Source organism: Streptomyces sp. NPDC127197 (assembly GCF_042672405.1).
Lineage (GTDB): Bacteria > Actinomycetota > Actinomycetes > Streptomycetales > Streptomycetaceae > Streptomyces > Streptomyces flavusporus.
On sequence record NZ_JBHXVG010000026.1, the window covers coordinates 1 to 11632 of the forward strand.

Annotated in this window: 12 protein-coding genes; 7 read left to right on the forward strand and 5 right to left on the reverse strand. The window is 69.2% G+C overall.

The window, feature by feature from the left end:
* Nucleotides 1–96 precede the first annotated feature (96 nt).
* The 5 genes from thpD to ACFVJQ_RS31800 all read right to left on the reverse strand — a co-directional run bounded on the left by thpD (nt 97) and on the right by ACFVJQ_RS31800 (nt 4729).
* The gene (gene thpD, locus ACFVJQ_RS31780) at nt 97–990 is read right to left on the reverse strand and encodes an ectoine hydroxylase (protein WP_385509105.1); all 894 of its coding nucleotides are present in this window, start codon (nt 988–990) and stop codon (nt 97–99) included.
* A gap of 7 nt (nt 991–997) precedes the next feature.
* On the reverse strand, nt 998–1402 hold the full coding sequence (locus tag ACFVJQ_RS31785; protein WP_224734769.1) for an ectoine synthase: 405 nt from the start codon (nt 1400–1402) through the stop codon (nt 998–1000).
* 21 nt (nt 1403–1423) lie between these two features.
* Nucleotides 1424–2695 carry a diaminobutyrate--2-oxoglutarate transaminase gene (gene ectB, locus ACFVJQ_RS31790; RefSeq protein ID WP_224734770.1) on the reverse strand — a complete coding sequence of 424 codons (1272 nt, stop codon included), beginning with the start codon at nt 2693–2695 and terminating at the stop codon, nt 1424–1426.
* A 63-nt stretch (nt 2696–2758) separates the two neighbouring features.
* Entirely contained in the window at nt 2759–3274 is a 516-nt protein-coding gene (gene ectA, locus ACFVJQ_RS31795) for a diaminobutyrate acetyltransferase (protein WP_385789031.1), read from the reverse strand.
* 354 nt (nt 3275–3628) lie between these two features.
* Nucleotides 3629–4729: a pyridoxal-phosphate-dependent aminotransferase family protein gene (locus ACFVJQ_RS31800; protein ID WP_385789124.1), complete on the reverse strand. Its 1101-nt coding sequence runs from the start codon at nt 4727–4729 to the stop codon at nt 3629–3631.
* Between the two features lie 173 nt (nt 4730–4902).
* Here ACFVJQ_RS31800 and ACFVJQ_RS31805 point away from each other — a divergent pair, with 173 nt between their 5' ends.
* The 7 genes from ACFVJQ_RS31805 (at nt 4903) to ACFVJQ_RS31835 (ending at nt 11601) form a co-directional block, all read left to right on the forward strand.
* Nucleotides 4903–5748, forward strand: a complete 846-nt coding sequence (locus ACFVJQ_RS31805; protein WP_385509103.1) for a basic amino acid ABC transporter substrate-binding protein — start codon at nt 4903–4905, stop codon at nt 5746–5748.
* Complete coding sequence (locus ACFVJQ_RS31810) at nt 5745–6581, forward strand: amino acid ABC transporter permease (RefSeq protein WP_224734773.1); 837 nt, start codon at nt 5745–5747, stop codon at nt 6579–6581. The genes ACFVJQ_RS31805 and ACFVJQ_RS31810 overlap by 4 nt, the downstream gene beginning before the upstream one ends.
* On the forward strand, nt 6578–7372 hold the full coding sequence (locus tag ACFVJQ_RS31815) for an amino acid ABC transporter ATP-binding protein (protein WP_385509102.1): 795 nt from the start codon (nt 6578–6580) through the stop codon (nt 7370–7372). The genes ACFVJQ_RS31810 and ACFVJQ_RS31815 overlap by 4 nt, the downstream gene beginning before the upstream one ends.
* 25 nt (nt 7373–7397) lie before the next feature.
* On the forward strand, nt 7398–8489 hold the full coding sequence (locus tag ACFVJQ_RS31820; RefSeq protein ID WP_385509101.1) for an amidohydrolase family protein: 1092 nt from the start codon (nt 7398–7400) through the stop codon (nt 8487–8489).
* Between the two features lie 247 nt (nt 8490–8736).
* Entirely contained in the window at nt 8737–9648 is a 912-nt protein-coding gene (locus ACFVJQ_RS31825; protein ID WP_385789034.1) for an SCO1860 family LAETG-anchored protein, read from the forward strand.
* A 214-nt stretch (nt 9649–9862) separates the two neighbouring features.
* Nucleotides 9863–10717, forward strand: coding sequence for a sugar ABC transporter permease (locus ACFVJQ_RS31830; protein WP_129797188.1), 855 nt, complete (start codon nt 9863–9865; stop codon nt 10715–10717).
* Nucleotides 10714–11601, forward strand: coding sequence for a carbohydrate ABC transporter permease (locus tag ACFVJQ_RS31835; protein ID WP_385789036.1), 888 nt, complete (start codon nt 10714–10716; stop codon nt 11599–11601). The genes ACFVJQ_RS31830 and ACFVJQ_RS31835 overlap by 4 nt, the downstream gene beginning before the upstream one ends.
* Nucleotides 11602–11632: the final 31 nt, after the last annotated feature.

Consider the following 11632-nt stretch of genomic DNA (forward strand, 5'->3'; position numbering starts at 1 on the left):
AGGGGCGGGGGGGGGGTGGGTGGGGTGTTTTTGCCGGCAATTCAACCGGGGGGGGCCCCCGCGGGGGGGCCCCCCGACTCGACACGTCCGGCTACGTCACTTCACCGGCGTGAAGTCCCGCGCGCCAATGAACTCCGGCCGCCGTACCGGTGCCGCGAACGGCTCGACCGCCGCGTTCTCCACGCTGTTGAAGACGATGAAGACGTTGCTGCGCGGGAACGGCGTGATGTTGTCGCCCGACCCGTGCATGCAGTTGCAGTCGAACCAGGTCGCCGAACCGGCCTTGCCCGTGAACAACTTGATGCCGTACTGCGAGGCCATCGCGGTCAGCGCCTCGTGCGAGGGCGTGCCCGCGTCCTGCATCTGCAGCGACTTCTTGTAGTTGTCCTTCGGCGTGGCCCCCGCGCATCCGAGGAACGTCCGGTGCGACCCCGGCATGATCATGAGCCCGCCGTTGGTGTCGTAGTTCTCGGTCAGCGCGATCGAGACGGACACCGTCCGCATGTTCGGCAGACCGTCCTCGGCATGCCAGGTCTCGAAGTCCGAGTGCCAGTAGAAGCCACTGGCCCCGAAGCCCGGCTTGACGTTGATCCGCGACTGGTGGACGTACACGTCCGAGCCGAGGATCTGCCGGGCCCGCCCGACGACCCGCTCGTCGCGCACCAGCGCGGCGAACACCTCGCTGATCTTGTGCACTTCGAAGACGGACCGGATCTCCTGCGACTTCGGTTCGACGATCGACCGCTCGTCGGCCCGGATCGCCGGGTCCGCCACCAGCCGGTTCAACTCATCCCGGTAGACGGCGACCTCGTCGTCGGTGATGAGTTCCTCGATGGCGAGGAAGCCGTCCCGCTCGAAGGACTGGAGACCGGCGACGTCGATCGGCCCGGGGGTGCCGGGCGCGCTCCAGACGACGGGGTCCTGGCGGGGGACGGACACCTCGGTGGTGCCGCGGCTGGGGTAGAGATCCGTGACAGTGCTGGTCGTCATGGGGATGTCACACCTCCTCGGGTTCGGTGAGCAGGGGGTAGACGCCGTTCTCGTCGTGGTCCTCCCGTCCGGTCACGGGCGGGTTGAAGACGCAGATACAGCGGAAGTCCTCCTTGACGCGCAGCGTGTGCCGCTCGTGGCCGTCGAGGAGGTACATCGTCCCGGGCGTGATCGTGTACGTCCGGTCGGTCTCGTGGTCGGTCAGTTCGGCCTCGCCCTGCACGCAGACCACGGCCTCGATGTGGTTGGCGTACCACATCGACGTCTCCGTCCCCGCGTACAGGATCGTCTCGTGCAGCGAGAAGCCGACCTTCTCCTTGGCGAGGACGATGCGTTTGCTCTCCCAGGTGCCGGACGCGGCCTTCACATGCCGGTCGGTGCCTTCGATGTCCTTGAACGAACGGACGATCACGGTGCTGAACAGCTCCTTTTCTCAGACGGTTTCGCGTACGGCACGGGCGAGGACGCGCAGGCCCTCGTCCAGCTCCTCGGGGGTGACGGTGAGGGCGGGCAGCAGCTTGACGACCTCGCTCTCGGGGCCGGACGTCTCGATCAGCAGCCCGAGTTCGAAGGCGCGGCGGGCGACGCGTTCGGCCCGGCCCTTGTCGTGGAACTCCATGCCCCACACCAGCCCGCGGCCCCGGTACTCCTTGACGTCGGCGAGGTTCTCCTCGGTGATGGCGATCAGCGCCTGCTCGACCTGCTCGCCGCGCGCGCGGGTCTGCTTCTCCATGGCCGAGCCGTCGGTCCAGTACGTCTCCAGCGCGGCGGTGGCCGTGACGAACGCCGGGTTGTTGCCGCGGAAGGTGCCGTTGTGCTCGCCCGGCTCCCACACGTCCAGCTCCGGCTTGAACAGGCACAGCGACATCGGCAGCCCGTAGCCGCTGATGGACTTCGACACGGTGACGATGTCGGGCACGATCCCGGCCTCCTCGAAGGAGAAGAACGCGCCGGTGCGCCCGCAGCCCATCTGGATGTCGTCGACGATCAGCAGCATGTCGCGGCGTCGGCACAGCTCGGCGAGCGAGCGCAGCCACTCGGCCCGGGCCACGTTGATCCCGCCCTCGCCCTGCACGGTCTCGACGATCACGGCGGCGGGCTGGTTGAGCCCGGAGCCCTGGTCCTCGAGGAGCCGCTCGAACCACAGGAAGTCCTCGACCTTGCCGTCGAGATAGTGGTCGAAGGGCATCGGCGTGCCGTGCACCAGCGGGATACCGGCCCCGGCCCGCTTGAAGGCGTTGCCGGTCACGGCGAGGGCCCCGAGGGACATCCCGTGGAAGGCGTTGGTGAAGGACACGATGGCCTCGCGCCCCTTGACCTTGCGCGCCAGTTTCAGCGCGGACTCCACGGCGTTGGTGCCGGTCGGGCCCGGGAACATGACCTTGTAGGGCAGGTCGCGCGGGCGCAGCACCAGGTCCTGGAAGGTCTGCAGGAAGGCGCGTTTGGCCGTGGTCGACATGTCGAGACCGTGGGTGACGCCGTCCCGGTCCAGATAGTCGAGCAGGGCCCGTTTGAGCACCGGGTTGTTGTGCCCGTAGTTGAGCGAGCCGGCTCCGGCGAAGAAGTCGAGGTACTCGTGGCCGTCCTCGTCGTACATGCGGCTGCCGCGCGCCCGGTCGAAGACGGTGGGCCAGCCGCGGCAGTAGCTGCGCACCTCGGACTCCAGGGTTTCGAAGACGCTGAGGTCGGGCTGGGTGATGGTCACGGAGAATCGCTCCTCATTGCGACGGTCATACGACGGTCAGTTGCAACGGTCAATTGCGACGGGTCACTGCGAGAGGTGGGTCAACGGGCCGATGCGGTACAGGACTTCGGGGTCGTGCGGGCCGTCCGGGAACAGGCCCGTCTCGAACAGCACCTCGCGCTCGACGCGGGCGTCGTGCCGGGCGGCGTACGAGGTGAACAGCCGCTCGGAGGGGGTGTTGCCCGGCGTGATGGTGGTCTCGACGGAGGTCAGCCCCTGCTCGGCGGCGACCCGGGCGGTCAGTCCGTCGAGCAGCCGCGCCGCCAGCCCGCGTCCGCGGTACGCGGCGTCGACGGCCACCTGCCACACCAGCAGGGTCCCCGGGCGGTCCGGCCGCAGGTACCCGGTGATGAAGCCGACGGCCGCTCCGTCGTCCGCCCGCGCCACCGCCGACGTGGCGGCGAAGTCCCGGCACCACAGCAGATAGCTGTACGAGGAGTTCAGGTCGAGGGTTCCGGATTCCTTGGCGAGCCGCCAGACAGCGGCCCCGTCCGAAACCGCCGGACGGTCGATGTGCAGGTCTGCTTGTGCGGCAGTCATGCGAATTGAATTTACCGAGCGAAATTCGAAATTGCATGGCCGGAGGGGCTTACGTGTCTGCGCGTCCTGTGTTATCACGCGTGCGCGTGCAGCCGCGCGAAGGTGCAGCGGAATGCCCTGGTTTGTCGGCCACATAGTGCACAAAACGGGCGCGATGTGGAACGCGTCACAACCATGTAACCCTCAGGAGATCTGCCCGAATTACGCCGCTTGGTGTTCGCGAAATCTTTGCGTTTAAGGCCGGGGAAAGCGGGCAGAAGAATACGGGAAGCTGCTCCCCGTTAATTGGTTGAAATTGTTGAAACTGCGGAAAAGGAATCCCGGAAAATCAACCGTGAAGAGAGTGCCCGGCGCTTACTGCCAGGCGGCCTCCGCAGCCCGCCGCGCCGCATCGAGGTCCACCGCCAGACCCTTCTCGGTCAGGGCAGCGCCCAGGGCGGCCAGGCTCGCCCGGACCGCGCCCGGCGTCGCGTCGGGACCGTAGTGGTTGACGCGGATCATCTCCTTGGCCAGCGCGCCCCCGCCCGCGGCCAGCGGCAGCGCGGGGTCGCTCTCCAGGGCCCTGGTCACCAGTTCCGACGCCACGACGCCGGAGGGTGCCCGCAGGGTGGTCGCGACCGGCGCCGCCTCCGCGGCCTCGTGCACGTACGGCTCCAGGCCGCCGCCCAGCGCGAGCGCCCCCGCGCGGGTCGCAGCCGCGGCGGCCGCGTGCCGGGCCATCACCGCCTGCGGGCCCTCCGCCTCGATCCGCTCGACGCACGCCTGGAGGGCCAGCATCTCCAGCTGGGCCGGCGCGTGCAGCAGGGACGTCCGGCCAGCGTCGATCCAGCGCTCCTTCCAGTCCAGCAGGGAGAGGTAGGAGCGGCGTGGGGCGTTCGGGTTCGCCGTCATACGGGCCCAGGCGCGTTCGCTCACCGACACCGCCGACACCCCGGCGGGACCGCCCATCGCCTTCTGCGCCCCGATGACGCACAGGTCCACGCCCCACGCGTCCGGCAGCACCGGCTCGGCCCCGATGGAGGCGACGGCGTCCAGGTAGAACAGCGCCCCGTGTTCCCGTACCACCTCGCCGATCTCCGCGACCGGGTTGGTGTTGCCGGTTGCCGCCTCCGCATGCACCAGGGACACGAAGTCGATCTCCGGGTGCTCGGCGAAGGCCGCCCGGATCTGCTCGGCCGTGACCGCCGTGTGGAAGGGCACCGCCAGATCGATCACGGTCGCCCCGCAGTCCCGCAGCCAGTTCCCGAAGGTCTGCCCGTACGGTCCGGTGATCACGTTCAGTGCCGTCGTCCCGGGACCGGCCGTGGCGCGGATCGCGCCCTCCAGCGGCAGCAGCGCCTCCCCCTGCATGATCACCACGTCCTGGCGGGTGCCGAGCAGCCGGGCCACCCGGTCCTCGATGGCGGCGAAGTGCGCTGCGGTCAGCGGGGCCAGGTCCAGGAGGGGATGGGTCACGGCGGTGCTCTCTTCGTTCACGGGGTCGACGCTGTCGAGGGTAACCGGCGGGCCGCACACCCCTGTTACCGGCGACTTCTCAGGCCGGACGGCCTCGTCGCCATGGGATTGGTTTGAGTGGTTCAAAGTTCTCCTTATAATCGGAACACTCAGTTCCCTCACAGGAGGTCCCCGTGAACACGGTCCTCGGGCGCCGGGCCCGCATTCTGGCCGCCACCACCGCGACGGCCGGGCTGCTGCTCGTGGCCGGCTGCGGGTCGGACGACGGCGACGCGAGCGGCACGCAGACCGCCGCCGGCGGGGTCACTCTCGTCAAGGGCGGCCAGCTCACCACCTGCACCCACCTGCCCTACCCGCCCTTCCAGTCGGAGATCGACGGCAAGGTGCAGGGCTTCGACGTCTCGCTGATCGACCTGGTCGCCGAGGACCTGGGCGTGCAGCAGCAGATCGTCGACCAGCCCTTCGAGAACTTCAAGACCGGCGGGTCCCTCAACGCCGGCCAGTGCGACCTCGCCGCCGCCGGCATGACCATCACCGAGGAGCGCAAGAAGAACGTCGACTTCTCGGACCCGTACTTCGAGGCGACCCAGGCCGTGCTGGTCGACAAGAAGAGCGGCATCGGCTCCTTCGCCGACCTCAAGGGCAAGAAGGTCGGCGCCCAGGCGCAGACCACCGGCGAGGACTACGCCAAGAGCCAGGGCCTCGACCCGGTCTCCTTCGAGTCCTCCGACGCCGTCCTCAACGGCCTGCGCACCGGCCAGGTCGAGGCCGTCGTGATCGACTACCCGGTCGTCCAGGGCTGGCTCAAGGACCAGGCCAACGCCGACGCGTTCGAGGTCGCCGAGCAGATCAACACCGGCGAGGAGTACGGCTTCACGGTGAAGAAGGGCAACGCGCCGCTGCTCAAGGCCGTCAACAAGGCCCTCGCGGACGCCAAGGCCGACGGCACGTACAAGAAGCTGTACGAGCAGTGGATCGGCCCGTACGAGGAGGCCGCCGCCTCGCCCGCCGCCTCATGACCGACGCCGCGAAGACCGAAGTCCAACCCCGCAAGAAGGGGTTGACGCGGCGCCAGAAGCGCCGGGTGTCCCGCGGTGTGCAGTACGTCGTCTTCGTCGGCGCCCTGGTCGCCCTCGCGGTCGGGGCCGACTGGGACCGGCTGCAGAACCAGTTCGCCCAGCAGGACATCGCCGAGCAGATGTTCCCGGACGTCATCACGCTGGCGCTGAAGAACACCGTGCTGTACACGCTGTCCGGCTTCCTGGTCGGCCTGGTGCTCGGCATGGTCCTGGCCCTCATGCGGCTGTCCTCCGTGGGCCCGTACCGCTGGATCGCCGGCATCTACATCGAGATCTTCCGCGGCCTGCCCGCCCTGCTGATCTTCATCTTCATCGGCGTGGCCGTCCCGCTGGCCTTCCCCGGCACCGAGATCCCCGGCGGAACGTACGGCAAGGTCGCCCTCGCGCTCGGCCTGGTGGCCGCCGCGTACATGGCCGAGACGTTCCGCGCGGGCATCCAGGCGGTGCCCAAGGGGCAGATGGAGGCGGCCCGTTCCCTGGGCTTCTCGCCCGCCCGCGCCATGGTCTCGATCATCCTCCCGCAGGCCTTCCGGATCATTCTGCCGCCCCTCACCAACGAACTCGTCCTGCTCTTCAAGGACTCCTCGCTGGTGCTGTTCCTCGGTGTCACCCTGGAGGAGCGGGAGCTGTCCAAGTTCGGCCGCGACCTCGCCAGCCAGACCGCCAACTCCACGCCGATCCTGGTCGCCGGCCTGTGCTACCTGCTGGTCACGATCCCGCTCGGATTCGTCGTACGTCGTATGGAGGCGAAGGCCCAGGAGGCCGTGAAATGAGCCGTCCGGAAATCGAGATCCGCGAGCTGCACAAATCCTTCGGCGACAACGAGGTGCTGCGTGGCATCGACCTGGAGATCGGTCAGGGCGAGGTCGTCTGTGTCATCGGCCCGTCCGGCTCCGGCAAGTCGACGCTGCTGCGCTGTGTGAACCTGCTGGAGGAGCCGACCAAGGGCCAGGTCTTCGTCGGCGGTACGGAGGTCACCGACCCCGATGTCGACATCGACGCGGTACGCCGCCGGATCGGCATGGTCTTCCAGCAGTTCAACCTCTTCCCGCACCTCACGGTGACCGAGAACCTCGCGCTGCCGCAGCGCCGGGTGCTCGGGCGGGGCAAGGCGGAGGCTGCCCGGGTCGCCGCCGAGAACCTCGAGCGTGTGGGCCTGTCGGAGAAGGCGACCGCCTACCCCTCCTCCCTCTCCGGCGGCCAGCAGCAGCGCGTCGCCATCGCCCGCGCGCTGGCGATGGGCCCCGAGGTGATGCTGTTCGACGAGCCGACCTCGGCGCTCGACCCGGAGCTGGTGGGGGACGTCCTGGCCGTCATGCGCATGCTCGCGAACGAGGGCATGACGATGATGGTCGTCACCCACGAGATGACCTTCGCCCGCGAGGTCGCCGACCGGGTCGTCTTCATGGACGGCGGCGTGATCGTCGAGGACGGCACCCCCGACCAGGTCATCGCCCACCCGCAGCACGAGCGCACCCGCCACTTCCTCTCCCGTCTCCTCGACCCGGCGATGGCGGACGTGGAGGAGGAGACCTCGGACCAGGTGGGCGGGAAGAGCGAGTAGGGCCCGCCTGACTACAGTGCAGCTCATGAGGAATGGCGCTGTGCTGCGGGTGAAGGGACGGGTGCTCGTCGGACCCGACGACGTCCGGGACGAGCTGTGGGTCGTCGACGGCCGGATCTCCTACGACCGCCCCGTCGGCGCCCGCGACATCCGTACCGTCGAGGGCTGGGCCCTGCCCGGCCTCGTCGACGCCCACTGCCATGTCGGCCTCGGCGCGCACGGCCCCGTCGACGACGACGTCGCGGAGAAGCAGGCGCTGACCGACCGCGACGCGGGCACCCTGCTGATCCGCGACGCCGGCTCACCCTCCGACACCCGCTGGATCGACGACCGCGAGGACCTGCCGAAGATCATCCGGGCCGGCCGGCACATCGCCCGCACCCGCCGCTACATCCGCGGCTACGCGCACGAGATCGAACCGGACGACCTGGTCGCCTACGTCGCCCAGGAGGCCCGGCGCGGCGACGGCTGGGTGAAGCTGGTCGGCGACTGGATCGACCGCGAGGTGGGCGACCTGTCGGCCTGCTGGCCGCGCGAGGCGGTGGAGGCGGGAATCGCGGAGGCGCACCGCCTGGGCGCCCGCGTGACCGCCCACTGCTTCGCCGAGGACTCCCTGCGGGACCTGGTCGAGTCGGGCATCGACTGCATCGAACACGCGACGGGCCTGACGGAGGACCTGATTCCGCTGTTCGCCTCGCGGGGCGTGGCGATCGTCCCGACCCTGGTCAACATCGCGACCTTCCCGAAGCTGGCCGACGGCGGCGAGTCCAGGTTCCCCCGCTGGTCGGCCCATATGCGCCGCCTCCATGAACGCCGCTACGACACGGTCCGCTCCGCCTACGACGCCGGCATCCCGGTCTTCGTCGGCACGGACGCGGGCGGCACCCTGCCCCACGGCCTGGTGGCGGCCGAGGTCGCGGAACTGGTCACGGCCGGTATCCCACCGGTCGAGGCGCTCTCGGCGACGACCTGGGCGGCCCACAAGTGGCTCGGCCGCCCCGGCCTGGAGGAGGGGGCGGCGGCAGACCTCGTGGTGTACGCGTCCGACCCGCGAGCGGACGTACGCGTCCTGGCGGCGCCTCGGCGGATCGTGCTGAACGGGCGGGTTGTCGGCTAGTTGACGCAGAGTTACCGAAGGCCGTACTCCCTCGTTGCCCACTCCGGCCCCTGCGCCGGTGCGTCAACGCGCGCGCTCGCACAGAAGGGGGTACGGGGGTGACTTCGAGGAACACCCGTGCCGGGCGATTCGAAAAGGTTCACGGAAACACCACTTTGGGGTGAAGTCCCGCTGGACTGCTGACTGTTCACTCTCGGTGCGTAATTCTTGCCGGGTCCCGAGCAAGTCTCCTCTGGGGGTCCCCACCTTGAACGGCAAGAACTTCCGCATGCCCGCACGCAGTTTCGCGACCGTCGCGACGGCCACCGCCCTGGCCGCCGGTCCTGCGGCCCTGGCCGGCGCGGGCTCCGCCCACGCGACCGGTGACGAGGGCCGCGCGAGCGCCGTGGTGCTGCGCACCGGGCTCGATGTGTCCCTGCTCAACAAGACCGTGAACGTCCCGCTCGCGGTCTCCCTCAACGAGGTGCAGGCGCCGCAGAGCGCCGAGAAGACCGCGCTGACCGCCCGGTTGGACGGCGTCGACGGCGGAAACCCGTTCACCGTGCTGCGCGCGGACGTGGCGCAGGCCAGGGCGACGGTGACCGCCGAGAAGGCGGAGGGCTCCACGCGGCTGGCCAACGCCCAGCTCCACGTCCCCGGTCTGCCACTGCTGTCCCTCATCGAGGTCGAGGGCATCACCTCGACGGCGACCTGCGCGGCCGGGGAGGCGCCGGTCGCCGATTCCAACGTGCTGGGCGCGGTGACGGTACTGGGCAAGCGCGTGACGCTGACCGCCGGCGGCCCGACCGACGTGACGGTCCCCGGCGTGGGCGAGGTGCGCCTGGACCTCTCGCAGCGGGAGACGACCTCCCGTACGGCGGCCGCCACCGCCCTCGAACTCAAGGTCTCCGTCAACCCGTTGAAGCTGAACGTCGCCGAGGTCGAGGGCACGCTGACGCTCGCGAAGGCGACCTGCGAGGCGCCGGCGGCCCCGGCGGGCCAGGCCGTGCCGCCGAGCGCGGATCCGGCCGGCGACGTGAAGCCCCAGGGTGCGCCCGCCGAGTCGGGTCTGGCCGAGACGGGCGGCAGCTCGACGACTCCGTACATCGCGGGCGGCGCCGTCGCGCTGCTGGCGGCGGGCGGGGGAGCGGTGGCCCTGGCGCGCCGCAAGCGGAGCTGACGTAAACCAGGAGAGTGGAAGCGTTTTCACCCTGTGGCCCACGTTGAGGCACCTGCCCTGACGTGGGTCAACGTCTTTTCTGCGCCAGAGCTGTTGACTGTCGAATGAAAGCGCTTTAACTTCCCCTCACGCCGATCCAGAGACATGAGGGGGAACCGTGGCCGTTGTTCGGCGAAAGCGCTTTCACGGACGGAGCCGAACTCTCTTCCTGCTCATGCTGCCCGGCCTCGCCTACTTCCTGCTGTTCCACTACGGCGCCCTGGTCGGCAACGTCATCGCGTTCAAGGAGTACGTGCCCTTCGACGGCCTGTGGGGCAGCCCCTGGGTCGGGCTGGGCAACTTCCAGCGCATGTTCGAGGACGGGGCCTTCTGGTCCTCCGTCGTCAACACCCTCTGGATCGCCGTCCTCCAACTGGTCTTCTACTTCCCGGTGCCGCTCGCGCTCGCCCTGCTCCTGCACAGCCTCACCTGGAGCACGGTCCGGCGCTTCGTGCAGTCGGTGGCGTATCTGCCGCACTTCATCTCGTGGGTGATCGTCGTCGCCCTCTTCCAGCAGGTACTCGGCGACACCGGACTGCTCAACAGCACGCTGAGCGGCGCCGGGCTGCACACCGTCGACATCATCGGCAACCCCGACGCCTTCAAGCCGCTCGTCGTCGCCCAGGTCATCTGGAAGGACGCCGGCTGGGGCACGATCATCTTCCTCGCCGCGCTGTCCCAGGTCGACGAGCAGCAGTACGAGGCCGCCGCGATCGACGGGGCGGGTCCCTGGCGGCGCTTCTGGCACGTCACCCTGCCCGCCATCCGGCCGGTGATCGTGCTGCTGCTCATCATGCGGCTCGGCGACATCCTCTCCGTCGGCTTCGAGCAGATGCTGCTGCAACGCGACGCGGTCGGTCCCGAGGCCGCCGAGATCATCGACACCTTCGTCTACTACCAGGGCATCGTCGGCGGCGACTACGGATTCGCCGCCGCCGCGGGCCTGTTCAAGGGCGTCATCGGCGCCCTCCTCGTCTACGCCGCCAACAAGGTCGCCCACCGCCTGGGCGAACAGGGGGTCTACAAGTGAGCGCATCCGCACGGCCGGGCTGGCTGGAGAAGCCCCGGCCCCTCACCCAGGCCGGCAAGGTCCTCGCGCTCGCCACGGTCGTGCTGCTGGTGTGCGTGCCGTTCCTGGTGATCGTGTCGACGTCGCTGGCCTCCACGGACGAGGTCGTCGCCAACGGCGGCTGGGTGCTGTGGCCGACCGAGCCGTCCCTGGACGCGTACCGGGACATCCTCGACGGCGGCATCGTCACCCACGCCCTCGGCGTCAGTGCCGGAGTCACGATCGTCGGCACGCTCCTCAGCCTCGCCTGCACGGTGACCCTCGCCTACGCGCTGTCCCGCCCCGGTGTGTTCGGCGGCCGGCCGGTGCTGCTGCTCATCCTGTTCACGTTCCTCTTCCCGCCCGGCATGATCCCCGGCTTCCTGCTGGTCAAGGAGCTGGGCCTGCTGGACAACTACGCCTCCCTGGTCCTGCCCGTCCTGGTGAACGTGTTCAACCTCGTCGTCCTGCGGGGCTTCTTCCAGGGCATCCCCGAGGAGCTGTACGAGGCGGCACGCCTCGACGGGGCGGGGGACTGGCGGGTGCTGTTCTCGATCGTGCTGCCGCTGTCCAAGGCCGCGCTCGCCGTCGTGGGCCTGTTCTACGCGGTGGCGTACTGGAACTCCTGGTTCTATGCCTCGCTCTACCTGGAGAGCGACCACTGGCCGCTGCAACAGGTGCTGCGCACCTATGTGGTGGCCGGATCCGGGCTCACCGACGCGACCACCGGCGAGGCCACCATCACGGCCCCGCAGACCGTGCAGATGGCGGTCCTGGTGATCGCCACCGTGCCGATCCTGCTCGTCTATCCCTTCCTGCAGAAGTACTTCACCAAGGGCGTGCTCACCGGCGCCATCAAGAGCTGACATTCCATCAAGAGCCGTACTCAGAAAGGTC

What these genes read in the sequence shown, in the direction of transcription:
- thpD (WP_385509105.1), bottom strand. Translation starts at nt 990, where the DNA reads ATGACGACCAGCACTGTCACGGATCTCTACCCCAGCCGCGGCACCACC.
- ectA (WP_385789031.1), bottom strand. Translation starts at nt 3,274, where the DNA reads ATGACTGCCGCACAAGCAGACCTGCACATCGACCGTCCGGCGGTTTCG.
- ACFVJQ_RS31810 (WP_224734773.1), top strand. Translation starts at nt 5,745, where the DNA reads ATGACCGACGCCGCGAAGACCGAAGTCCAACCCCGCAAGAAGGGGTTG.
- ACFVJQ_RS31815 (WP_385509102.1), top strand. Translation starts at nt 6,578, where the DNA reads ATGAGCCGTCCGGAAATCGAGATCCGCGAGCTGCACAAATCCTTCGGC.
- ACFVJQ_RS31820 (WP_385509101.1), top strand. Translation starts at nt 7,398, where the DNA reads ATGAGGAATGGCGCTGTGCTGCGGGTGAAGGGACGGGTGCTCGTCGGA.
- ACFVJQ_RS31830 (WP_129797188.1), top strand. Translation starts at nt 9,863, where the DNA reads ATGCTGCCCGGCCTCGCCTACTTCCTGCTGTTCCACTACGGCGCCCTG.